Raw genomic sequence first — 24178 nt, 5'->3', positions numbered from 1 at the left:
TATAAGCGCAACTGTGCTAAATAAAAGTAAACCAAAGTGGTATATACGGCCTACAAAAGGGGGAGTAAAATTAGATTAACACGTACTTTCGGTGCATCTTGTATTGAAAATTAAAGCGGACGGTCTAGGCGTCCCGGGAGGAGTCAGCGGTATGCATGATCTGTCAATAGTAATCCCTACACGCAACCGGATCAGCGATCTGACCCTGTGCATAGAATCCATCGGCAGGCAGACCGAGCTGGAGGATGTTTCCATTGAACTGCTGATTGTGGATGACGGCGAGATTGAGGAGAAGGTGCTGGAGTATTTCCGCAGAGTGCTGGGGCGTCTGCCTCAAGCTGAACTCAGGTATTACCGCAAAACTAAGCCCGGCGTCTGGCTCTCCCGCTATGAAGCCCTGGGTCTTATTGATGGTGAAATTCTGCTCAGCTTCGATGACGATGCGGAGCTGGATGATCCGCTCTACATCCGCCGGATGCTGGACACCTATGCTTCGGACCCGTCCATTGCCGGAGTAGGCGGCATCGCCAAGGGCCTCTCCAGCAGCAGGTCCGGCAAACTGCTCGGCAGGCTGACCTGCCAGATGTCGGCTTCACCCGGCAGGCTGTCGGCAAGCACACTGGCTGGCTCCCTGCTGCTGTGGGGGGAGACCGAGAATATTTTTGAGACGGATTTCTTCCATGGCTGCAATATGTCCTTCCGGACGTCGGCACTGCAGGATATGAAGCCTTATCCCTGGATGACCAGCTACGCGGTGGCTGATGATATCTATATGTGCCATCTGGCCAGCCGGTACGGCAAGCTTGTGATCAATCCGGAGATGAAGATTATGCATCATGAGTCACCCAGTTCCCGCGACAAGGCAGGCCGGGTGGCCCGGGCTACTGCAGTGAATCATTATTACCTGCTCAATCTGCGCAAGGCCCCGGTGAAGAATTACGCCGCGCTGCTATGGACGCTGACGTATCTAACCGGCAAAGCTACCTTGAAGCGGAATTTCAACGCCGTCTCCGGCTACGCCAGCGGAATTCTCTTCGTACTCAACCCCCGTAAGGATAAATACAGGGAATTTATGCTGGACTAGCATAGCGTCAGATTCAACCTATATAGTTTGAACTTGTATTTTTTCTATTATGGGATTGCCGTGACTGCAAAGAATGTTTGGCCCTCCGGCCGCTGCTGTCTACAGATTTCTTGAATCTAACCCGCTGTTCGCGGTGGAAATCCGCAGACAAAGGCGGACGCTGTCGCTCCTACAGTTCCAAAATTCTCCTCCGCCACTTTTCCCTTTTAGTATATTTTCAAGTTCAATCTATATAGAGAGAACCACTTGGGTAATTCAGTACTGAAGGTTTGCGGATCGGATTACGGTGATCGGATTACGGTATACCCGATATGCTTAATTGCACTTTGTACAACTAATTCGTCTGATTTACAACCAATGATCCGTTTAGTTGTATTTCGTACAATTAAAATGCCGGTTATAGCGGGTTCTGTCCGATTCGGGCGGATTTAGTTGTACAGACTGCAGTTATAAGACGGAAGCACCCCTTTTCGCAGTTTTTAATTGTACATAATACAACTATCACCGAATTCCACATGACCACATGGAACTTAAACCCTCACGCAGTATAGCCAAAGCCCAGAATCGTAAAGCATTTGTCCTTATCTTCCGGCGCCATGCGGATCTCAATAACATGCTGCTGGCTCTGCTCATTCTGATACAGAATGACCGGATTGCAGTGCGTCCAGCTGTTGACATGCGGATCAGCAGTCAGCACAAGGTTGCCATCGACGAAGATATCTGCCCGGCCAAAATCACGACTGCCAGAATCCTTATATACCAGGATCAGATTGCGGCTTGTGAGAGTCAGCTTGAAGCTGTCCTCACCTGATGCTGCCGGATGCAGCCAGTTATGCGGAAATTCCGGGGTGCCGAAGGGATCGGCATCGAGCTCTACCCGCTGCAAATCCGTGTCGGTTGCCTGGAAGCTGCCTGCTTCCACCCGGACATCATTGAGATCAGCCAGGCTCTTGCGGTCAAGCAGCCGTATAGTCGCGTAATCGTTCCCGAGCACCGGCCGTTTACCGGTTGTAATATCCTCTCCGTCCCGTGGCGAGCGGCAGGCTTCGGAGAACAAATTACCCAGGCAGTCGGCCATGACCCGGTGCCCGTCATTAGCGGGATGATAAATATCGTAGAAAAACTGCCGTTTCGATATGATGTTCCCCTCAGCCTTGCTCAGACGGAACTGCTCTGTTACCGCATCCTTAATGCTGACCATCGGGAGATTATAGTGCCTGCCCACAGGAGCAAGCCGTTCCTGCAGATTCCAGTCATTCACAAACACGCTGAACAGGAGAATCACGGCGGGCCGGCCCGGGCCAGACAGGATTTTTAGACAAAGGCTCTCGAAGCAATTCCCCTTCGTTTCATCTCCCTCGTCGTTCACTGCGAACTCCACCACCACGATATCCGGCGTTACAGCGCCATCCCGCAGAATATCTCTATCATAGCGGATCACCCCCAGCTCTGAGGGCGTCCCGCCTACTCCGGCTTTCACATAATGAATGTTCTCTCCCCCGTCCTTGCCGTACAGCTCCTTAAATCTTAAGTACGACTGGTAGGCATAACATCCGGTATGGATCGGCTTGGCCCCTGCGCCCTGAGTGATCGAACCTCCAATATAAGCAATCGTGACCTCCTCACCTTGTAACGCCTTGTCTATAGCCGCTCTGAGCCGGTAATTATTGCCGGAATGCAGCAGGGAGCCCGCAACCATCCCTTGGTATTCCAGCGAATCGAAGACCACCGGAGGTTCAATTGTCAGTTCAGGTGCAGCGTAGCCGTCATTCAGATAGAAAAGAATACTCGCCGTTGCCAGCTCACCTTCACGGCTGAATTCAAAGGCGAATTTGCCTGCAGCCGCATCGTCCCCGGACCACGTAACCTCCTCCAGCTTCAGCAATACTTCTGTCCCGTCACCCGGACAGTCGATACGCAGCTGCGTTCCTGTCTCATACTTGCTCTGTCTGCCCCAGTTCTGCATAAGAAAAGAGACCTCTGCTTCTTCACTGCCGGTCTTCACGGACACTCCGATACTATGCACTAACTCACGGAATCCGGCCCAGGTGGTCAGAAGCTCCAGCATTCCCTCATCCGTAATCCCGCCTATGTATCTTGCCTTATCTGTCAGATAACTGCCTTCCAGGTATATCTCCTGTGATGGACGGCCTTCCGCACGCGCTGTCGCCTCTATCGCTGTCTCGAACATAATGAAGAAGCCGCCCTTCCGCTCCTCCGGATCTTTGGGTGCCGCCGGACCTTCAACCTTGCCGCCGGTAATATAATTGTTATTGCCTTCCACTTTAATCAAGCCCCGCTTTCCGATATGTGCTTTATGAAGACGCTCTCATTATAGTCGGGGTACAGAATCAGCTCAACCTGTAAAGCCGGTCATTGTTAAGTTATTACAATAATTCTCTAGTTTGCCCATGGGAGGCGGACAGGAAGACATGAAATCCGGAGCATTACATACCAAAAAGGATGTCCCCGGCAGTCCTATCGCAGCTGCCGGGAACACCCCGGTTCACAGGAAGGCTTGAACCTTCCTGCCGTTATATTGTTATTAATTATGCCAATTGTTCTTTGGAAGCGGAAGCAGGGCGTTCGCTCTGACGCAGGAAGTACAGGAAGGTCAGGAACAGGAAGACAACCGCATAGCTGATCAGGTAGAAGATTTGCTCCCTCATCAATGCATAATCTCCGCTGGCAATGATCGCCTTGAAGCCTACGATACTGTGCGTCATCGGCAGCCAAGGGTTCACCTTCTGCATCCATTGCGGGAGCAGCTCCAGCGGGAAGGTCCCCGCACTTGATGTCAGCTGGAAGATCATCAGCACAATCGCCAGGAAACGGCCGGGATTATCCAGCCAGGTTACAAGCGCCTGGACGATCAGCGTGAAGGTTAAGCTCGTAATCAGTGTGAATAGATAGAAGAGCGGCACGCTCTGTACCTCCAGCTTAAGGCCATGCAGCAGCACCAGATCTGCAAGCACAGATTGGATGATGCTGACCATGACGAAGGTCAGCGTACGGCTGACAAATCTGCCCATCGCCGTTGCCCCGGGCACATTCGATTCCCGGAGCGAGAAGACCGTCGTAAAGACGAGCGCCCCCATAAACAATGCCAGTGACAGGAAATACGGCGCAATACCTAATCCGTAATGGTCCAGCTTGTAATCCGTCTTCTCCACCAGCTTCACCGGCTCGGCGAACATATTCACCGTGCTGTCACTGGAGCTTACGCCAGAAGTTTCGGCTGCAGCGTCGTTCAGCTTCTGTGCCAGCTCACCGCTGCCGTCCATTAGCTTGCCGGCTCCGTCCTTCAGTTCTCCGGCACCATCTGTCAGCTTGCCGGCGCCATCCGAGAGTCCGTCCACACCGCCGGACAGCTTGGTCAGCCCCTGCTCCAGCTGCGAAGCCCCCTTGTCCAGCGCAGCTGCGCCGGCGGCGAGCTTGCTGCCTCCGGCCGTCGCCTCCTTCAGCTTGCTGCCGAATGCGTCCAGCCCTGCTGCCAGCTGAGTCCCGCCAGCTGCCAGCTGCGCTGCGCCGTCATGCAGCTGTGTCTGGCTGCCTGCCAGCCGGGTGCTGCCGGCGAGCAGCGAGGTCTGCCCGGCATGCAGCTGCTCGCTGCCTGCTGCCAGCTGCCGGCTTGCCGCCAGCAGCTGCTTGTACTGCTCGCTCTCGGCAAGTGCCGGGCTCGCAGCCAGCAGCTGCTCCAGCCCGTCTGCCAGCTGCTGTGCACCCGAGGCAAGCTGGCTGCTCGCCGCTTCAGAGGCCGCCAGCCCGTCCTTCAGCTGGCTGCTGCCAGCCTGGGAAGAGAGCAGGCCCTGCTCCAGCTGTGAAGCGCCGCTCTGCGACTTCACTGCGCCGTCCTGCAGCTGCTGCTCTGCCTCAGCTAACTGGCCCAGGCCGCTGGCCAGATCCGCAGTGCCCTGCGTCAATGTGCCTGTACCCTGATTCAGCGTGTCTGCACCATTGTAGAGCAGCTTCAGTCCGCTTTGCAGCTCAGTCGTCCCGCTGGCCAGCTTGTTCAGATTGGTCTTCAGCGTAGCCAGCCCGTTCGTGAGCTTGCTTGCCCCATCCTTCAGCTCCGTGGCGCCGCTGCCGGCATCGCCGAGACCGGTGGAGATCGTATCCACCTGTTCAAACATGCTGCGGGTATAAGCTTCTGTGATCTGAGCAGACAGCTTAGCCTTCAGCTTATTGACCGCACTGTTGCCGATCTGTCCAGCCACAAAGTTATAATCGCTGTTCGGCTCAAACATAATCTCCGCCTGCACCGGATGCTCCTGTGTCAGGGTTGTAGCATTCTCTGAGAAATCCGCCGGAATGGTGATGGTCATATAGTAATGGTTGTGTGCCATCCCCTCCTCGGCTTCAGCCGCATCTACGAATTCCCATTTGAAATCATTGTTATCCTTCAGCTCATCGACGAAATCCCTGCCTACCTGCATGGACTCGCCTTCATAGTCCGCACCTTTATCGAGATTGACCACAGCAACGGGCAGCTTGCCTGTATTGCCGTAAGGGTCCCATGATCCATCCACGAGAAAACCGCTGTACAGCATAGGCAACGCAGCGACACCGAGTATAGTGAGCAGCAGCATCGGCTTGGTCACCAATATTTTTAAATCCTGTACAAAAACTGAAATGGCTCTCATCGCCCGCACCTTCTATCTCTTGTTTGTTTGTAAATGCATGAAAACTTTCATAACCGTTCATAATAACCGGAAAAAAATAGCCTTTACAGGCCAGAATACTCACGCTATAGCAGAATCCCCGTTGAGATGAAGAGGATCATATGCTCTTTAATCCGGTTTTTGTCCAGCGGCTCATGGGATTTGTTCCATTCCGTGGTGAGCGCCAGGTACATACGCAGAATCATAAATGCCGCAACACTGGAGTCACAGGGCTTCACTTCACCGCTGCCGATGGCTTCCTCAATCTGCTGTCTTAAGAAATCCAGCGCGTAGGCCTCCATCCGCTTCACACCTTCCAGCGCCTGGGCTGTACCGATGTCCCGCACTTCCTGGGCCAGCTTCACGAACAGCTCATGATCGGACCGGAATTCCAGAATGGAGTCCAGCAGATTGAGCAGCTTATGCACGAAGGTTGCTTGTTCCGCCGCTACACGGTTCATCACAGACATTAATTCCTGCGAAGCCTTGTCCAGAATTTCCTCAAACAGTTCTTCTTTGGTTTTGAAAAAAGTATAAATCGTGCCTTTGCCCACATTGGCGATTCTGGATACCTGATCCATGGTCGTGGCTTTATAGCCGAATTGTACAAAGGACAGGGTTGCTGCCTGCAGGATCAACGCCTTGCGGTCAATGGACATAGGTAAAACTCCTTTCTTCCTGTACGACCATAAATTGACTAAATTTAATTTTCGGTCACTCAGTCACAAATCAATTTACCATGTCCCCGCGAAGAAGACAACATTTTAATGAAAATTTCATTTGATTATCTGTTCTGCAGGCTGCTCTTCTGCACAAAATGTCATGAAATGAGTACCCATTGCCATTCTTTCTGGGGTATGATAATAAAGATGTGATCAAGAAACTAACTTTATGGATGGTGGAATATGTTTAAGAACAAGAAATCTGGCGTTATTCTGGCCGCTCTCGTCATTGTTATCGTCGCAGCTGTGGCCATCTGGCTCGTAGTGGGCAACAAGGGAGAAGACAGCACGGCTGCTACTGAAACCCCCGGTGGTGCAACGGTCACCAAGGATGGCGATACGAAGTCTCTGGAACAGACGTTTTATATTTATGATACGGTCGTGAATATCAAGGTCTTCGGCAATACTGTAGAGCAGAAGAACATGGATGATATCCAGGCGATGCTGGAACGGATGGACATCGAGTTCAGCCGCACCAAGGAGAACGGGGAATTATACGCTGTGAATCAGGCAGCCGGTAAAGAAGCCGTAGCCGTGTCCGATGAAACGCTGGATATCGTGAAGCTTTCCCTTAAATATGCCGAAGAAATGGACGGGCTGTACGACCCTACCGTTGGACCGCTGGTAGACCTCTGGGCGATCGGCGAAGGCGGAGAACATGTTCCCGATCAGGCGGCGATTGATAAAGCGCGCAGCCTGACCAATTACAAGGATGTTATCGTGGATGATGCCGCGAAGACGGTGAAGCTGGCCAAGGAAGGCATGGTGCTGGACATGGGCGGGATCGGCAAAGGTTATGCCGCTGACCGGATCGCCGACTACCTGAAGGCTCAGGGCCTTGACAGCGCGATGATCAATCTCGGCGGCAGCAGTATTATTGCCCTTGGCAACAAGCCGAACGGTTCGCCGTGGAATATCGGCCTGCAGGACCCTGATCAGAGCCGCGGTACCCAGCTGGGTACGATCAAAATCTCTGACGAGGTTATTGATGCCTCGGGGGTATATGAACGCTTCTTCATGCAGGACGGCGTGCGTTACCATCATATTCTTGACCCGCGGACGGGCTTCCCGTCCCAGAACGGGCTGAAGAGCATTACCATTATGAGTCCGAACGCAACCGATGCGGATGCCTTGTCAACAGGTGTATTCCTGATGGGCCTTGAAGACGGCATGAAGTATCTTGAAGCTCTGCCGGAGAAGGTTGACGCCTTCTTCATCACAGACGACAATAAGATTTATGCCACCTCTTCACTGAGAGAACGGCTGAATCTGACCGACCCTACGTACAGCTTCGCTGATTAATACCGCCTAGCATATAGCATACAAGCAGAAAAGGTGCCTTCCTTTGGGGGAGGGCACCTTTTCTTTGTTACACCAGCGGCAGCTCGCTGAACTCTTTATAATTGGTGAAAATATAGCTCGGCGTGTGATCCGGTCCCGGCTCCCGCCCGCGCGGGTTGTACCAGCATACCTTCCAGCCCGCCGCAAGCGCTCCAACCACATCGTTAGCCCATGTATCGCCGACATAGAGGCTGTTCTCCGGTGTGGTTCCCGTCATCTTATTGACATGGGCGAAGATAGCCGGGTCCGGCTTGGCCAGACCGACAGCATCCGAGATGAAGATCATCTCCGGCGGAATGAGCTTATCTATACCCAGCCCGCGCAGCTTGCCCATCTGGTGATCCAGCGGGCCGTTGGTGATAATGCCTACCGGATGCCCCAGGCTAATAAAGCGCTGAAGCTGCTCCGCTACGCCTTCGATCATCTCGATCGTGTACTGGCGGGCAATATAGGATGCCTGGACTCTGGCCGCCTGCTCCCGGTTCAAGGGCAGACCATATTCTTCAAAAGCCAGCTCCAGCCGCATCACCCGGGTCTCCTCCAGCTCAAGCTCCCCGCTCAGATACTTCGGCCACAGCAGATCACTGTGATGCCGTACGGTGTAGAACAGCTCCGCGTAATCCAGCTTGTCCTCATCAGGTGCCAGCACTTCGCGCACCGCTTCCCGGAAAGGCACCAAATGGTCGTACAACGTATCATCCAGATCAAAAAACACGGCCAGCTTATTGCTTGTCTTCACGTAAACTCTCCTAACTATCGCTTCAAAAATATAAATAATAAGTGAAAAAACCTTCGTCTCTGATGTAGCCTTGAGCTTCATATAAACGCTGCGCACCGGTATTATGCGTCATCGTTGAAAGCGTCAGCCCCTTCGCACCTGTACCCTGCGCGAATCCGCGTACGCCTTCCAGCAGCAGAGAGCCAAGTCCCTGTCCGCGCTGCTCCTCCGTTACAAATAAGTCGTTCAATATCCATACCCGCTGAACCGTAATGGAAGAGAAGGAAGGGTAAAGCTGGGCCATTCCATACGTCCGCTTGTCCGCACCCTCACCGGCTACAGCCATGAAGATTACAGATTCTTCGCCTTGCAGTCTCGCCTTCAGGAATTCCCGCGCAGCTTCCAGGTCCGAGACTTGGCCGTAATAGCTGCGGTATTCATCAAACAGCGGAGCAAGTTCCTCCACATCCTCAAGACCTGCCCGTTCAAAACGAAAATTCAACAAGGCTCTCCCCTCTTTCCGCCCAGCTTCATTTATTCCTTGGAGTCGTAAAAGACATGACGGGCCGTAATCTTACCGTCTTCAATGTCCATCAGGCCGAAGGAATACTGCTTCTCCCGGCGCTTGTCCGTAGGTGATCCGGGGTTGAACAGCAGAATACCGTTCTCCCGGCGCATCAGCGGCTGATGGGAATGGCCAAAGAGAATACAGTCTACATCCTGGCCTTCAAAAGCGAGCAGAGCGTTTCCATCCGTCCCTTTGCGGGAATAAGGCGCATGTCCGTGAATCATTCCGATGCGCATGCCTTCCAGTGTAACGATCTTGCTCTCACCAAAGCGCTGAATAATCTCGGCGCCATCATTGTTGCCGGCGATACCCTCCACCGGGGCAAGCCGGGCCAGCATATCATAAATCTCCAGCGCTACCCAGTCTCCCAGATGCAGGATGATATCCACATGGCGGAATTCTTCCGTAAGCGCCCGGGGTAAACCCTTTGCCGTCCGTGACAAATGCGTATCCGATACTACTCCAATCTTCATCTGCTTCAGCTCCTAATTCACATCCATAATGAACCCGAGGGACAGGTAGTAAAAAAGCTGAGAAGCGCTGTAAACTGCGATTCTCAGCCTTTTCACCTTAACATACTCAAGTTTACGTACTTATAATTGTACGATTTGCAGAACTTAGAAGCAAGCCGTGCCCGGCCTCCGCCTCATTCCCGCCAATTCCAGAGCCGGACTTCACCCACCCGCATATAGCTGACCCAGGAAACCTCGCGCAGCTTCAGCAGTTCCTTGACCGGTCCTGTGGCTACAGCTCCATAGAGCTGAACCCCATGCTCCTGCAGATAGGAGAGCGAAGTATCCAGTTCAATAAACGGCGCTGCCTTCCTGGCCAGTGACTGATGCTGCTGCAGCAGCTTAAGCGTTTTGATGAAGTTCGCATCCCGCAGTGCCCCATCCCCATAAGGCTTAACAGCAGGCGATACGCTGCCGTAGGAGGAGACCGAGCTGAACCAGCCTGTTTTCTTAGTGGTGACCTCTGATTTCAGCATATCATCGTCATGCCAGATCGGATCATAGGGAAATCCCAGCGGATTCGTAACCACCTCATCATGGGTAGAAGGGCCGGTATCCGCCCCGAACCAGACCGGACGCAAATTCAGCACTTCAAACTCCTTCAGCAGCTCATCTGTCGTAAATAAATGGTCGAACGACAGGTAGGCTTCGGCAACCGTACCCTCGGGTAGCTTATCCAGCTTGTTCCACTCATCGCTGTCATCCCCGCTGCTGACGGAACCATCTGCTGCCGGATAGTAGAAAATGTAATTACCCGCATTCCGGTCATCCATCCAGTTGAACACTCCGGGATAGGATAGCCCCAGGAGAAAGGTCTGTTTGTAATCACCCATCTGAACCTTCTCCCCGCCTACCTGCTTCAGCAGTTTACCGGTCAGATTCATCCGGAAGAACGATTTCGCATCGCTGGAAAGATATGTGGTTGTGTTGGGACGGGTCACGGCAATCGCCGAGGATACAACATCACTGTAAGTCTCACCACGGTTTCCGGTGCTATAGAATACTATAGTAATAATATTGCTGATGATCATGAAGATAATGAAGGCCGCAAATACAGTAATGGTGTTCACGAGCCGCGCCTTCCATTTGCCGCGGCGGATAATTTTCTTCTCCCGCTTTTCCGCCTTTTTCTTTACCTTCTTGAGTCCCGGAGAATCGGTGCCTGCGGGGTCTGCCTTTGTCCACTGCCCGTTTGTCTGCTCTTCCCGCTCCATTTGCTCCTCCAGATACAGCTGATAAGCCTCCAGCTTCTCCATTTCACTCTCCAGCGCCTCCCGCTCTTCCTCCGGAAGTGTTCCCTCACTGTATTTCCTCAGCTGTTCTTTGAACTCCTCACTCATGCTCATTCCTCCTCCGGTCCGCCTCACGCAGCTTCTGCCTGGCGCGGAATACCAATATCTTGTATTGGGACAAACCTACGTTCATGATGCCAGCAGCTTCCTTGTAGGTCAGCCCGTGATAATCATGCAGCAGCAGCGCATGGCGCTGCACCTCCGGAAGGCGGCTGAATGCCAGCGCTGTCTCTTCCCAGCGTTCCTGACGCAGCAGAGTCCCCTCCGTGGTCTCGGGATGGGGCAGCCCGCTGAAAAACCCATCTTCCTTGGATACACTCCGCTTTTCCTTGCGCTTGTAATCCACGAAGGCATTGTAAGCCACGCGGAACAGCCACGGCTTAATCCGCTCTTCCCGGCAGTCCTCCAGATACAGATAAGCCCGGTAGAAGGTCTCCTGCATTAAGTCTTCGGCCGCATGGTGGTCATGGCAGAGGGAGCGCAGATAGCGGTAGATGTCCGCAACATAATTCTCATATAGATCATCCAGCGAATTCGGCTCCATTTCCTCCCCCCTTAATCCATCCACGTCTGAGTACGCCAGAAGTTACAGCTTCCAGCCAGAAATTTCCGGAATCATCCATCTTACTATAGCAGACTTATCTTCATCCCTACGCAAAATAACCCCACAAAGTGGGGCCTTATCTTCGATGATTACTCTGGTACTTTGCGGGGACCCCAAAACATATAAATTCTTATCTTTCAAAAAAGGGAGCCTCCCGGCTCCCCATTTCTTTCCCTTTTCAGTTACTTCTCAATAAAACCCGATGCTGGATGAAGCGTCCTTCATCCATTCACGCTTGCGGCCTTTGTCCAGTTCGCCGCGCATGCCGCGCACCAGCGACTCCACATCAGCCGTACCGTTCTCGTGCCATTCCAGTGCCGCACTGACATACAGCTCGCCAAGCTGGGTCAGGGAGAAATCTCCTGTCAGACGCGCAGCAGTGGCAGTACCCTCTTCCCCCGCGAAGGCAGAGAAGCCCCGCAGCTGCAGATATTCGAGGCGCAGTGCCTCATTTGGCATCTTGATCTCATACGCCCGGTCGAAGCGCCCGGCGCGGTTCATGAGGCCGGGGTCTATTTTCTCCGGATAATTGGTGGTGCCGATCAGGAAGATGCCTTCCTTCGAAGTAGCCCCGTCCAGCGTGTTCAGGAAAAAGGAGCGGACCTCCTGCGGCATCGAGTCGATATCCTCAATCACCAGCACCATCGGCGCCAGCCGGGCCGCGGCCTCAAACACCTCGTTCACCGATTCGCTGCTCGTATATTCAGTGATCTGCCAATAAAGCACAGGTCCCGGGACGCTCCCGGCAATGGATTTGACGAGCGTGGTCTTGCCGTTGCCCGGATGCCCGTAGAGCAGAATCCCCCGCTTGTACGGGATGTCATAGGTGACATAGAAGCTGCGGTCCGAATCGAAGAACTGGTCGAGCGAACGGTAAATTTCTTTTTTGATCCCCGCGTCCAGCACGACCTCCTCCCGCCCCACAGAACGGGTTATCGGCTCATCCTCACGCAAGATTCCGTTACGTCTGTCGGTGAACACTGTCACCTTGTTAATATTCTGCTCCCGCTGACGGGTGCGCACATTGCCAAGGAAGAACTGCAGCTGCGCGTCGGATGCCGCAAACACGTAGTCCTGGAAGTTGATGCCGTTCTCCTGGAACACAGGCACCCGCGCCAGCGCAATGCCCATAGCCGGATAAGCCAGCACATTATTGCGGACCGACAGATGAATATTGTACTCCGGCTGCTCCTTCTCATCGTCGAACACGAAGGTCCGGTCCTCCAGGCGGTCAAAAATCCGCGCCACATGCTCCACCCCCGCGTTCCCGCTCTGCACATCATTCTCCAGCAGCTTCCAGTATTCACTGTTCGGATCATCGCTGGCATACAGCTCATAACGGACGCCGTAACGGTTGTAAAGCGCTTCGAGTATACCGTCAACCAGCCGCGCGTAGACATCATAACCTTTGATAATTCCGGCTTTGTCTTCATCGTACTCGTAGATTACAGTAGGTTTCTTAATCTCCTGCTCCATCCTATTTTGTCCCCTTTATCGCTGCGAGCGGCTTGCATTTGGCCACAACAGCAGCCAGGCCGGCACCCGTAACGCTTTCTATAATCTCATCTACATTCTTATAGGCCTGGGGAGATTCGTCAATGATAGATTCCAGGGAATGCTGATTCACTACAATCTCATCGGGTGTCCCCACCTTCAGCGACTGTGAGAATTCATGAACAGATACCAGCCGTTTCGTCGCTGTGCGGGAGCGGATGCGACCTGCACCATGGCAGATCGAGTAATAATTTTCTTCCCCGCCGGGCTGGCCAGCCATGATATAGGAGGCTGTGCCCATCGAGCCGGGGATCAGCGCCGGATGTCCAGTCGCCGCATAAGCTGACGGATTATCCGGATGGCCTGCGGGCAGGGCGCGCGTCGCCCCTTTGCGGTGCACGAATTTGGTGCCGGAGGAGGTTTCCTCTTCCCAGGCATAGTTGTGCATCAGATCGTAGAGGGTGCGCAGCTCGCATTTCGTGCCAAAGACGTCACGAAAGCCCTCGCGGACCCCGTAAGCGATCAGATGGCGGTTCACCACCGCGTAGTTCAGCGCTGAGTACATCAGATTGACGTAACGCCGGGCCTGCGGATGTGCCAGAGGAGCATAGATCAGGCGCGGATCAGCGCTGCCGAGTCCCAGCTGCCCCATCACCTTGGCGAAGGCGGGCGTGCAGAACTGGTTGACCATCCCGCCCCAGGCCCGGGAGCCGGAATGGATCATCACGGCAATCTGCCCGTCCTTAAGTCCCCATGCTTCAGCCACTTCCCGCTGCTCTTCAGCGATTTCAACCGCCTGGATCTCGACGAAATGGTTGCCGCCGCCGAGTGTCCCCAGCTGGCGGTGGCCCCGGTGCCAGGCCATATCTGGCAGCTCATTCAGAATCTCCTCGTCAAAGGCAAGCTTACTGATCTCTACATGGGACAACGCGCTTGATTTCTTCGGTGTATAGCTGTCCGGAACATATTTGCCGGGCAGGCCGTGCAGTCCTTTGCGTACGATATTCTCCAGCCGGATATCGCTGTAATGGCCGCGCTGCTGCGCCTCCATCGGCAGATATTTCTCAATTGCCCGGACCAGCTTGCGGCGCAGCTTCACATCGCGCAGATCATCCGCATGCAGATTGGTCAGATGTACGCGCATGCCGCAGCCGATATCGCTGCCCACGATGGACGGCGACACATAGCCTGACGCGGCATCCCAGACCGCGGTGGTCCCGATGCAGGTTCCGACGCCAACATGTACATCAGGAGTATAGCTCATATATTCAATATTCGGGATTTGCAGATTGTTATTAGCCATTTCCAGGACCTTGTAATCAAGTGAGCCAAATAATTGCTCGCTGGCATATACCTTGAGGTCGCCGCCCGGAAGGGCCACCTCATGTTTATAACGGGGCATATCCCCCGCTTGCTGCTTCATGCTATTCATAAAATTGTTCAATTCCTCTCAGGTTGTTAAAGTAAATTCCGTATTTCAGGTACGCAAAAAGAGCCGCAGATCAGTTCTGATCATGCGGCTCCCGGAGCATTGGGTGCAGCTTCGGATTCAAGCTGCTGCAGGTTCAAAGCACACCCGTATACAATTGTGACATAACAAGCAGGCTGCGCATTATGTCTTCCGGACAAAGGCGATGAGATCAGATTGTTCATATGCGGTTGTATAGTGACTGTGCGGCGTTCTCGAAGCAGTTGTTCCAATCATGACCCATCGGCCTCCCTTCTCTAAATGATAAACCCAATAATAAATGGCGCTGCTGCAGATTGTCAACCCTGAATCTGGTAAAGTTTGTTTTATGTGAACTACACACCACCTATGAGGTGGGTGCTTCTTGGTCAATAGAGCTAACACTCCAAGTTTACCCAAGCTTGCTGGCTCGTTCCTAGCCCATTGTGCCATTTACATGGCTAGTTTCAGAAGATTGGCAGCCGCATTCCGATCTCGATCGTGCTCCGTATGGCACTCTGGACAAGACCATTCCCGTACAGCCAGATTCTTGACTTCTGCGTTTTTGTAGCCACAATAGGAACAGAGTTGACTGCTTGCATAGTTTGGAGGGGCAATGATCAACTGCCGATCATACCATTCCGCTTTGTAGGTCAGCAGTTCTCGGAATAATCTCCAGGAGACTTCGGATATGGCCTTCGCTAACTTATGATTCTGCAGCATGTTCTTTACACGCAAGTCCTCCATCACGATCACTTGGTTTTCGTGGATCATTCGGGTGGACGTTTTGTGCAAGAAGTCTTTCCGCTGGTTTGCTATTTTTTCATGCAGCTTCGCCATTCGGAGTTTGGCCTTGGTTCGGTTGTGGCTTCCTTTTTTCTTTCGGGATACGCTTTTTTGCAGCATTATTAATCGTTGTTCCGATTTCCGCAGATGTTTCGGATTCGCAATCACTTCACCCTCTGAGGTCACCGCAAAGCTTTTCAGTCCTAAATCGACGCCAATTTTCTGGGCTGCTATAGGCAATGGCGTGCTTTCTGTTTCAACTCGGATGGACGCAAAGTATTTGCCGGATGGTGTTTTAGAGATAGTACAGGATTTGACCCGTCCTGAGAAAGGGCGGTGCATCCGGATTCGGATTCTGCTCTTTAGCTTTGGGATTTTAAGCATACCGCCTTCAATTCCAATCGTTCCTTTTTGATTGTTTGTTGTAAAGCGGTCTGTATGTGTTTTCTTGCTTTTGAATCGGGGGAAGCCCATAGTCTTCTTCTGAAAAAATTGTTTGTACGCTTGGTCCAGATGGAGCTGGACATTGGCCAGGGCGAGGCTGTCGATTTCTCGGAGCCACGGGAATTCTTTCTTGTAACCCGCAGGTGTTGTATGGAGCATCGTCGCTGTGATGTGGTAATGTTTGATCTTATCCGATAACATTTTATTGTAGATAAAACGGACGGCCCCGAATACGTTAGCCAAATAGTGTTGCTGCTCACGGTTAGGATAGATACGGTATGTATACGCTTTATAGATAAGCAAACGATGCACCCCATTTCCAAACATTCACAAAAAAATTATAGCACATACGTTCTTATGATAGGAAACTTTTTTCCATATAAAGGAAAGACCGTAGTCATTCATCCCGCCACTTTAGAAGTCGGGGAATTCTGACTACTTATTTAAATTTCGACCAGTCCTGGCTGCTGTTCTCCAGCAGGTGGCCGAAATCATTCTCCAGACGTTTCTGCTCCGCCTTGCGCTTGTCCTCCGCTTCCTTAATCGCGGCGTCTTTCTTGCCTTGCTCTTCGGCCTTAAGCGCATCGGACTGCGCCTTCAGCTTGTCCAGTACATCCCTGCTGAGCAGGTCTTTGAGCGTTGCCGGAGCATCCGCCGCCGCAGGGCGCGGAGCCGGGGTTATTTTCTTCTTTTTAGCCAAGTGAAATCATCCTTTCAAGCCTTGCATATAGTTCAAATTTGTTTTAGTTATAGGTCTTTTCGTTTATAATGTACAGTAAGAGGTGAGCCTAATGAAATCCACAGAGTTATGTCCAAGGTTACAAAAAAGCATGGATATTATCGGCAGACGTTGGACGGGCTTAATCATCTATCAGCTTCTGCAGGGACCGCAGCGCTTCGGCGCCATCGAGGCTTCGCTGCCCGTCAGCGGCAGGCTGTTGTCCGAGCGTCTGAAGGAACTGGAGCAGGAGGGCATCGTCCTGCGCGAGGTTTTTCCCGAAACCCCTGTAAGAATCCAGTATTCGTTAACTGACAAGGGCCGGGCCCTGGAATCCGTCATCCGTGATTTGCAGGTATGGTCGGAAGACTGGATCACAGAAGAGGAATGCCGGTCTGAATCATCCGCTTCTCCGCAATAATCTTTACGCTCAGCTTCTGTATTAGCCTTATATAAATTTACAGCTTGCGGCCTATGATAACAAGGTCACGCGCAATGCCGTCCAGCACAGCGACACCCGGCAGCAGGCCCCACTGTTCGAAACCAAACTTCCGCAGCAGGGCGAGACTTGGCTCATTGTGGCCAAACACAAAGCCGACAAGATTCTGCAGACCAAGACGCGGACATTCTTCGACCGCCTTGGTCAGCAGAATACTTCCGGCGCCGCTGCCGCGGAATTTCTCATTTACATAGACACTGATCTCTGCCGTTCCATTATAGGCCGGACGCCCGTAGAACGACTGGAAGCTGAACCAGGCCGCAATTTCACCGCCTTGTCTCAGTACCCATAGCGGACGATGATGGCTGTTATGCTCATGGAACCACTTCACTCTGTCCTCCACGGCCACCGGTTCCAGATCCGCTGTCACCATTCTTCCGGCAACCGTCGTGTTGTAAATCTCCACAATCGCCCCCAAATCCTCAATTGCTGCATCCTCTATGCTGTAACCTTGCCAATCCATCTGTTATTCCTCCTAAAAGTTATATCTGGTATGTGAAATAAATCCGGGTTATTCCCAATTTCCCTCATCCTATCGGCCCAACTCCAAAATTGTTGTACAAAAGGCAGGATTTCAGCTTGTTCAAGCGGCTTGGCAGGACAATTCTTGTATTTCATACAACAATCCTCCCAAACACCTGGCTTTCCATGAATCAGAGTTGTAGAACGTACAACATCTATGTCTCATCTAAGTCTACAGTGCTTGCTAAAAGTCCCCGTTCTGCCGGTAACGAATCAAATATAAGGAATTGATTGACGTGTGCTTCCAGTCCCACAGCAACTGACCAGTAACTTGTATGGTTGTTGTCTAGAGTACGGCTTATTTAGCAAGACATTTACAGAGATTCGCTCATAATCAGTTGACGTTTGTCCACTAGTTTCATTGCATTGCGGAAAACGAGGCTACTTCAGTCCTGTCTGTTCCAGACTCCACTTCCACAGACGCGCAGCGTCTTCTGTATTCTTCGCCCGCGGTGACAATTCCTTGATCTCACGGCGGTAATAATATTGCCCGCTTACTTCGCTCAGCTCAGGCGCAGTCGCCAGATAAATAGCCGTGTCCGCGCCCTTCTCTGGAGTCAGGAAGAAGTAGGACAGCAGCTTCAGCAGAGAGCGCCCGAAGCCCGTCTCCCGGTTCACTCCGATGCTCGTTCCCACCGCGCCCGGATGCACACAGTTCACAGTAACTCTGGTGTCCTTCAGGCGTGCAGCCAGCTCCCGGGTGAACAGGATGTTGGCCAGCTTGGAACGGGCATAAGCCTTGGCCGGATTGAAGCCGCGTAACAACGTATGATCCTCCAGATGCAGTTTACCTATCTTGTAGGCACCTGAAGCCACTACCACAATCCTGCCTTGCTCCGCCGCCTTCAAAGTACCCAGAAGCAAATTCGTGAGCAGAAAATGACCCAGATGATTCACGCCCAAATCCTGCTCGTACCCGTCGGCCGTAAGCTCACGTCTGATGGCGACCACGCCGGCATTATTGATCAGAACATCAAGCACAGGATAGCTGGCCGTAAATTCCGCGGCAAAAGCGCGGATGCTCGCGAACGAACTCAGGTCGCACAGCATCAGCCGGATTTGATCAGAGCCGCTCTGGCGCACCGCTTCCGCAAGAGCTTCCTCCCCGCGTTTGCGGCTGCGGCAGGCCATAATTACACTGGCCCCTCTGCGGGCCATTTCCACTGCCGCAGCCAGTCCCATGCCGGAATTCGCACCGGTTATAAGCACGGTCTTTCCTTTCATGGACATCTTCCCCTCTCTTGCGGGCCAGCCAGCCTGGGGCATGACGTAGCCTTTTCAGAGTATATGTTTTATGATAATGTTACATCATTTCACAGGGTTAAAATAGCCCCTGGGCGTGGAATAGCTTCTCAAGAAGTGTATTCCCGGTTAGAAGCAACTTATCCAATACAGGGGGCAGGTATATGGCTACTATTGAAGACTTCTTAAAGCTGGACATGCGTATAGGAACTATTCTGACCGCAGAACCGTTTCCTGAGGCGCGCAAACCGGCGATCAAGCTGCAGATCGATTTCGGGGAGATTGGCATCAAAGCCTCCAGTGCGCAGATCACCAAACGCTACACTCCGGAAGAGCTGATCGGCCGGCAGATTGCCGCCGTCGTGAACTTCCCGCCCAGACGGATTGCCGGCTTCCTCTCGGAAGTCCTCGTCCTTGGCGGTGTGCCGGAGGAAGGCGATGTGATTCTGCTGGCTCCCGGGCATAGAGTTCCGGACGGGACGCCGGTTGCTTAAGGTTGTACAGGAAGCGGATGCTCGCAAAACTTAAGATTATGCTTCCGATGCGAGTTTTGTATGATGATGATTCAGGAAGCGGATGCTCACAAAACTTTTAAGGAGGTGAATCCGGAGGCTTTCCGGAAGAATATGAATTTTGGGCCTAATGTTACCGTATTGACCGTACCTATGCTGTCCCCGGTTATGGGACCGACCGTAATTTACCCGGTGCTGCTGAAGGACGGTGACGGGCTGACGCTGATCGATACCGGCATGTTCGGCCAATATGATTCGCTGGTTCAGGCCATCCTGCAGGCCGGCGAACAACTCTCCAGCATCAAGCGCATTATCCTAACCCACCAGGATATTGATCATATCGGCAACCTTCCGGTGCTGGTCCGGGAGATTCCCGGTGTGCAGCTGTTCGCGCATCCCGGCGATATTCCGGTCATCTCCGGCAGCGAGTCCATGCTCAAGATGACACCCGAGCGGATCACTGGGATGCCGCAGGCTTTTCAGGAGCAGATCAATGCTTTTCTGGAGCAGCTTACACAGCTCGGTGAAATCACGGAGCTGCATGACGGTGATCAGCTGCCTTGGGGCGGCGGGGCCGAAGTGATCCATACCCCCGGCCACACTCCGGGTCATATTTGTCTCTACCTGCCGCAGGAGAAGCTGCTGCTCGCCGCCGATGAGCTGCGGGTCGCAGACGGCAGGCTGGCCGGACCGGCTGAATCGGCCACGCCGGATATGCCGCTTGCACTGCGCAGTCTGCGTAAGCTCGATGGCCTGCCTGTACAGAGCATCGTCTGCTACCATGGCGGACGGTATGACGGCAGCCCGCAGGTGCTGATTGATTCACTTGCGGGCGGACTTTAAGCGAGATTGTCCGGCTGCGTATAGTACTAGTGTGGCTATAACCTGGTACAGATACACAACAAAGGCTGTTCCCTAAGCAGAATTGCACTATAGGGAACAGCCTTTGATAAATTTATGATCAGGTCATCCAGAAACTTATGGCTGGCCTATTTTTAATGCGGAATTACAGATCGAAAGAATTACAGAGTGAACGGACACAGATGACGTTATTTTGCTAAAAATGTTACTCTTGACGTTTATGCGGACTCAGGAGCCCTTATCCGGCATATTTCAGACCAAAATACTGGAAATGAATGTCATTAAGGTCATCTGAGTCTGCAACCGACAGAAAGCGGGCTGTTATCCGAAAACAAGGGCTCTCCAGTCCGCATAGTTGCCGGATGGCCATGAAATCCCGGTGCCCTTATGCTTAGAACTTGGTTAAGACTTTGATTAAGACCTTGATTAAGACCTTGATTAAGACCTTGGTTAAGTGCCAAAGGAAATACGCGACAGATGCAGCTGTCAGTCCCTCACTTCCAGTCAGGCCGCAGCGCAATCAGCTTATCATCCTGCGCGCGCGGGCTGCCTCTGCCATCGCGGTTATTGGTCATAAGGTACAGGGTACCGTCTGGCCCTTCCGCCACATTGCGGATCCGGCCATACTTCTCTTTAAATAAAGCCGTAATCGCAGGCTCACCATCCGAAGGAGACAACGATACCCGCAACAGCTCCTGCCCGGCCAGACCGGCAACCAGTAATTCGCCGCTCCAAGGCCCTTGCGTGATAAAGGTCATGCCCGACGGTGCCCAGGTCTCCTCCCCGCTGTGTGCCAGCGGAGTCTTCAGCTTCAGCTTCGCGGCTCCGGTCTCATCGCCTTCAATCAGCGGCCAGCCGTAGTTTGCCCCGGCCTGAATGATATTAAGCTCATCATGGCGGGACTGGCCGTGCTCGGAGCTGTACAGCACACCGCTCTCCGGCTGCCAGGCCAGACCCTGCGGATTGCGGTGGCCCATACTATAGACCGGAGATCCGGGCCACGGATTATCTTCTGGGATGCCACCGCTGGTGGTAATCCGCAGTATTTTCCCGCCCAAACTGGTCTTATCCTGCGCCAGCTCAGGCTCATAGCGTTCACCTGTGGTGATGTACAAGTAGCCGTCAGGGCCAATTTTGATCCGCCCGCCGTTATGATTGGTGTCCCCCGGTATATTGTCCAGCAGGACCTCCTTTATCTCCGCTTTGCTGCTGCCAATCTTGATCCGCAGTACCCGGTTCGCCACTCCGCCTTCGGCATTGCGGTAAGAATGATATACATATGCAAATCCGTTGCTCTCAAACTCCGGATCAAGCGCAAGTCCCAGTAATCCGCCTTCTCCTTTGCTGACAAAGGGGGCGAGAAGTTCCAGCAGCGGAGCCTCACGAAGCTTGCCGTTCTCTATAACGCGCAGGCTGCCGGGCCGTTCGGTGAAAAAAATCCGCCCGTCCGGAGCGAACGCCATCTCCCAAGGCACATTCAGTCCGTGCGCCAACGGTTGAGCGGTATAAGGGAAGGCAGACGAAGCTGGCGGCTTCGTAGCGGCAGCAGTTACTTCCGGTGCCTGTGTGCTTCCAGATGCACCCTTACCTACACTGGCAGACGCTCCCGGGGTTCTTGTCACCGGTGTTTCGGTCATCGTAGTCATTGAAGATGGAAGGGCAGTTCCGGCAGGCTGTGCGTCAAGCCGCGGATTCTCAACTGTCAGCTGTTCTTGCATACTATCTTGTTCAGAAGAGGTGCAGGCTGACAGCAGTCCCATCAGCAGGACCAAAGCTCCGCGCAGCAGAAATGTACGGGAGAGGACCGTTGTTCTTGTTCCGGACATATTCATAACCTCCTGAAAGTTTTTGTGAGGCCAATCTCAAAGAATTTGCTTCATGCAAAACCCGGTTTGGAAGTATACCATTTGGTGTAAATTGGAACGTAAACCAGAAATGATTTTGGCAACTATTACCCGGTGCTTAACTTCACTAAACTCCCTTTAGCATCCTCACCAGGAACGTGCAGCCTCCCGGATTATGAATTATAATGAGAATATTGCTGTTTCAAGCGTGTATATGAAAGGGGAACTATTGCAATGAATGAAGCTCTGCTCAAACTGGAGCGAGGACTTACAGGCGGGGGCCTGGATGCTCTGCTCGTAACTGATCCTAAGCATGTATACTATTTGACCGGCTTCGCCAGCAACCCGCATGAACGTTTTCTGGGCCTGCTGCTGATCCGCGGCGAGGAGCCCGTGCTGATCGTTCCGGCGCTGGACGCTGAAGCGGCGCATGCCGCCTCCTCGGTGAAAACTATCCTGACGCACAGCGATACGGACAACCCGTACGAACTGCTTAAATCCCGCTTCGGCGGTGCGAATCCGGGCAGCTTCGGCATCGAGAAGGAGCACTTCTCCGTCAGCCGTTATGAGTTGCTGGCAGACGCCATCCCGGCGGGGTCATTCAGCGACATCGGCCATCTGCTCCGGGCTATGCGCGCCGTCAAGACACCTGAAGAAATCCGCATTATGAAGCATGCCGCCGAACTTGTCGAGGAGGTTCTCCGCCGCGGCCTGTCGCATGTCAAAGCCGGTGTCAGCGAGAATGAGCTGGTAGCGGAGCTTGAATATCTGATGAAAAAAGTCGGTGCCTCTGGCCCCTCCTTCGACACTATGGTGCTCTCCGGCCCGAACACGGCCCTGCCGCATGGCGTACCGGGCGAGCGCATCATCCAGCCGGGCGATCTGCTTATGTTCGATCTTGGCGTATACGCCGGAGGATATGCTTCCGACATTACCCGCACCTTCGCTGTAGGCGAAGTCAACAGCAAGCTGACCGATATCTACAACACTGTGCTTGCTGCCAATGAAGCCGGTATTGCCGCCTCCGTTGCAGGAGCCACCTTCGGTTCTGTCGACAAAGCAGCGCGGGATGTTATTGAAGCCGCCGGTTACGGGGAATACTTCATGCACCGCGTCGGACACGGTCTCGGCATGGATACCCATGAATATCCTTCGCTGCATGGACTCAACACGGATATCATCGCAAACGGCAACGTCTTCACCGTAGAACCGGGAATTTATGTTCCAAATCTTGGCGGCGTGCGCATTGAGGATGATGTGCTCGTTACGGCAGAAGGCCCGCAGACGCTGACCAGCTTCCCCAAAGAATTGACAGTGCTGAGCCTGTAATTCAGCAATTGCAAAAGCCCCAATCTCCGGTTCACTGGAGTTTGGGGCTTTTTTATATAAGACTATTCTATGAAATATTGCGCTTGGTCTCCTGGGGCCTGACTGTCTGCTCTTCTTCAGCGAATTTAAAGGAACGGGCAAGGTAGAGCACCGGTGTGCCTGCGCCCGTGAGAAGGAATTTGGCCAGATAGGTGGTCAGTAGAATCTCTGTCCATACCTTCAGGTCATAGGTTCCGGCAAACGCAATCGTGCAGAAGATCAGAGTATCGACAAAAGAGCTGATCATTGTGCTGCCGTTAGAGCGGATCCAGAGCTGCCGCGAGCTGCCATAGTACTTGCGGATCCATGCATACAGGCGCACATCCAGAAACTGGCTGATGAAATATGCGGTGAGACTGCCCAGTGCGAGCCTCGGCATCAGGCCGAAGATCGTCTGGAGTGAAGACTGGGCAATATCCGTCTCCTGCGGCTCAAATATAAGCACCATCTGCATAATGACGGTAGTCATCAGCAAGGTGAAGAACCCGAACCAGACAGCGTTCCGCGCTTCAGCCCGCCCGTATCTCTCATTCAGCAGGTCACTGGTCATATATAACGTGACATACATCGTATTCCCCAGCGTCATCACGATATCGAAAGGCATCGCAATCGTCTTGGCTACTTGTATATTGGCGACCACGGTTGCCATACCTACCCAGGCATAGAGCCCTTTTTTACCGAACAATCGGTAGCAGAGCAGAAAAAACACAAAATTAACGACAACAAACAAAATACCCCATAACAAATTGAACATATTACTGATTACTCCTCCTAGTTTTGTTTACGCGGGATGGTTACGAACCGCGGATATCCACTTTTAGAACTCTTTTAGAACTCTTGTAGCACTCTTATAGAAACAAAACAATAACACTCTATCATAGAAGAAGCTAACATGCTATGAAATTTTAAATTTTCATGAAAACAGCGTGTAATTCACTT

General features: G+C 52.8%; 23 protein-coding genes and 1 riboswitch. Of the genes, 6 read left to right on the top strand and 17 right to left on the bottom strand.

The features are described 5' to 3' along the window. The first annotated feature begins 151 nt into the window (after nt 1-151). Nucleotides 152-1084, top strand: a complete 933-nt coding sequence (locus PBOR_RS07245) for a glycosyltransferase family 2 protein (protein WP_042211095.1) — start codon at nt 152-154, stop codon at nt 1082-1084. A 538-nt stretch (nt 1085-1622) separates the two neighbouring features. On the opposite strand, the gene PBOR_RS07240 is transcribed toward PBOR_RS07245, so the two are convergent. The 3 genes from PBOR_RS07240 to PBOR_RS07230 all read right to left on the bottom strand — a co-directional run bounded on the left by PBOR_RS07240 (nt 1623) and on the right by PBOR_RS07230 (nt 6404). Continuing rightward, complete coding sequence (locus tag PBOR_RS07240; RefSeq protein WP_081972333.1) at nt 1623-3368, bottom strand: SGNH/GDSL hydrolase family protein; 1746 nt, start codon at nt 3366-3368, stop codon at nt 1623-1625. A 265-nt stretch (nt 3369-3633) separates the two neighbouring features. Further along, nucleotides 3634-5727, bottom strand: a complete 2094-nt coding sequence (locus PBOR_RS07235) for a YhgE/Pip domain-containing protein (RefSeq protein ID WP_042211094.1) — start codon at nt 5725-5727, stop codon at nt 3634-3636. Between the two features lie 104 nt (nt 5728-5831). Next, entirely contained in the window at nt 5832-6404 is a 573-nt protein-coding gene (locus PBOR_RS07230) for a TetR/AcrR family transcriptional regulator (RefSeq protein ID WP_042211093.1), read from the bottom strand. 246 nt (nt 6405-6650) lie between these two features. Here PBOR_RS07230 and PBOR_RS07225 point away from each other — a divergent pair, with 246 nt between their 5' ends. Next, nucleotides 6651-7769 (top strand): FAD:protein FMN transferase, encoded by a 1119-nt coding sequence (locus tag PBOR_RS07225; RefSeq protein ID WP_042211092.1) that lies wholly within the window; start codon nt 6651-6653, stop codon nt 7767-7769. Between the two features lie 67 nt (nt 7770-7836). Here PBOR_RS07225 and PBOR_RS07220 read toward each other — a convergent pair whose 3' ends face one another. The 9 genes from PBOR_RS07220 to PBOR_RS07180 all read right to left on the bottom strand — a co-directional run bounded on the left by PBOR_RS07220 (nt 7837) and on the right by PBOR_RS07180 (nt 16373). Next, on the bottom strand, nt 7837-8547 hold the full coding sequence (locus PBOR_RS07220; protein WP_052429366.1) for an HAD family hydrolase: 711 nt from the start codon (nt 8545-8547) through the stop codon (nt 7837-7839). A 22-nt stretch (nt 8548-8569) separates the two neighbouring features. Next, a complete protein-coding gene (locus PBOR_RS07215; RefSeq protein ID WP_042219057.1) occupies nt 8570-9028 on the bottom strand; it encodes a GNAT family N-acetyltransferase in 459 nt (152 codons plus the stop codon). Between the two features lie 32 nt (nt 9029-9060). Next, nucleotides 9061-9567 carry a metallophosphoesterase family protein gene (locus tag PBOR_RS07210; protein WP_042211091.1) on the bottom strand — a complete coding sequence of 169 codons (507 nt, stop codon included), beginning with the start codon at nt 9565-9567 and terminating at the stop codon, nt 9061-9063. Nucleotides 9568-9740: 173 nt separating this feature from the next. Beyond that, a complete protein-coding gene (locus PBOR_RS07205; RefSeq protein ID WP_042211090.1) occupies nt 9741-10946 on the bottom strand; it encodes an anti-sigma factor in 1206 nt (401 codons plus the stop codon). Next, the gene (locus PBOR_RS07200) at nt 10939-11442 is read right to left on the bottom strand and encodes a sigma-70 family RNA polymerase sigma factor (RefSeq protein WP_042211089.1); all 504 of its coding nucleotides are present in this window, start codon (nt 11440-11442) and stop codon (nt 10939-10941) included. The genes PBOR_RS07205 and PBOR_RS07200 overlap by 8 nt, the downstream gene beginning before the upstream one ends. Nucleotides 11443-11691: 249 nt before the next feature. Next, the gene (locus tag PBOR_RS07195; protein ID WP_042211088.1) at nt 11692-12978 is read right to left on the bottom strand and encodes an AAA family ATPase; all 1287 of its coding nucleotides are present in this window, start codon (nt 12976-12978) and stop codon (nt 11692-11694) included. A gap of 1 nt (nt 12979) precedes the next feature. Next, entirely contained in the window at nt 12980-14419 is a 1440-nt protein-coding gene (locus PBOR_RS07190; RefSeq protein ID WP_245648074.1) for an RtcB family protein, read from the bottom strand. A gap of 477 nt (nt 14420-14896) precedes the next feature. Beyond that, nucleotides 14897-15970: an IS200/IS605 family element RNA-guided endonuclease TnpB gene (tnpB, locus tag PBOR_RS07185; RefSeq protein WP_042219056.1), complete on the bottom strand. Its 1074-nt coding sequence runs from the start codon at nt 15968-15970 to the stop codon at nt 14897-14899. A 142-nt stretch (nt 15971-16112) separates the two neighbouring features. Then, complete coding sequence (locus PBOR_RS07180; protein WP_042211086.1) at nt 16113-16373, bottom strand: YqkE family protein; 261 nt, start codon at nt 16371-16373, stop codon at nt 16113-16115. Between the two features lie 91 nt (nt 16374-16464). Here PBOR_RS07180 and PBOR_RS07175 point away from each other — a divergent pair, with 91 nt between their 5' ends. After that, nucleotides 16465-16812 (top strand): winged helix-turn-helix transcriptional regulator, encoded by a 348-nt coding sequence (locus tag PBOR_RS07175; protein ID WP_042211085.1) that lies wholly within the window; start codon nt 16465-16467, stop codon nt 16810-16812. A 37-nt stretch (nt 16813-16849) separates the two neighbouring features. Here PBOR_RS07175 and PBOR_RS07170 read toward each other — a convergent pair whose 3' ends face one another. The 3 genes from PBOR_RS07170 to PBOR_RS07160 all read right to left on the bottom strand — a co-directional run bounded on the left by PBOR_RS07170 (nt 16850) and on the right by PBOR_RS07160 (nt 18636). Next, nucleotides 16850-17353, bottom strand: a complete 504-nt coding sequence (locus PBOR_RS07170; protein WP_042211084.1) for a GNAT family N-acetyltransferase — start codon at nt 17351-17353, stop codon at nt 16850-16852. Further along, entirely contained in the window at nt 17329-17508 is a 180-nt protein-coding gene (locus PBOR_RS07165; RefSeq protein ID WP_042211083.1) for a hypothetical protein, read from the bottom strand. The genes PBOR_RS07170 and PBOR_RS07165 overlap by 25 nt, the downstream gene beginning before the upstream one ends. Nucleotides 17509-17793: 285 nt before the next feature. Next, nucleotides 17794-18636, bottom strand: coding sequence for an SDR family oxidoreductase (locus tag PBOR_RS07160; RefSeq protein WP_042219055.1), 843 nt, complete (start codon nt 18634-18636; stop codon nt 17794-17796). A 182-nt stretch (nt 18637-18818) separates the two neighbouring features. Between PBOR_RS07160 and csaA the strand changes: the two genes are divergently transcribed. Together csaA and PBOR_RS07150 are read left to right on the top strand one after the other, a co-directional pair. Next, on the top strand, nt 18819-19148 hold the full coding sequence (csaA, locus tag PBOR_RS07155) for a chaperone CsaA (protein WP_042211082.1): 330 nt from the start codon (nt 18819-18821) through the stop codon (nt 19146-19148). Nucleotides 19149-19208: 60 nt separating this feature from the next. Continuing rightward, nucleotides 19209-20009, top strand: coding sequence for an MBL fold metallo-hydrolase (locus PBOR_RS07150; RefSeq protein WP_342671104.1), 801 nt, complete (start codon nt 19209-19211; stop codon nt 20007-20009). A 512-nt stretch (nt 20010-20521) separates the two neighbouring features. On the opposite strand, the gene PBOR_RS07145 is transcribed toward PBOR_RS07150, so the two are convergent. Continuing rightward, entirely contained in the window at nt 20522-21853 is a 1332-nt protein-coding gene (locus tag PBOR_RS07145; protein ID WP_245648072.1) for a PQQ-dependent sugar dehydrogenase, read from the bottom strand. Nucleotides 21854-22105: 252 nt separating this feature from the next. On the opposite strand from PBOR_RS07145, the gene PBOR_RS07140 reads away from it, so the two are divergent. Then, nucleotides 22106-23200, top strand: coding sequence for a M24 family metallopeptidase (locus PBOR_RS07140; RefSeq protein ID WP_042211081.1), 1095 nt, complete (start codon nt 22106-22108; stop codon nt 23198-23200). 67 nt (nt 23201-23267) lie between these two features. Here PBOR_RS07140 and PBOR_RS07135 read toward each other — a convergent pair whose 3' ends face one another. Then, entirely contained in the window at nt 23268-23993 is a 726-nt protein-coding gene (locus PBOR_RS07135) for a queuosine precursor transporter (protein ID WP_042211080.1), read from the bottom strand. 11 nt (nt 23994-24004) lie between these two features. Next, nucleotides 24005-24050: riboswitch (PreQ1 riboswitch) on the bottom strand. Nucleotides 24051-24178 lie beyond the last annotated feature (128 nt).

It is taken from the genome of Paenibacillus borealis (assembly GCF_000758665.1).
Classification (GTDB): Bacteria; Bacillota; Bacilli; order Paenibacillales; family Paenibacillaceae; genus Paenibacillus_AQ; species Paenibacillus_AQ borealis.
Note: the sequence above shows the minus strand (reverse complement) of the source record. Positions and strands in the feature narration are given on the sequence as shown.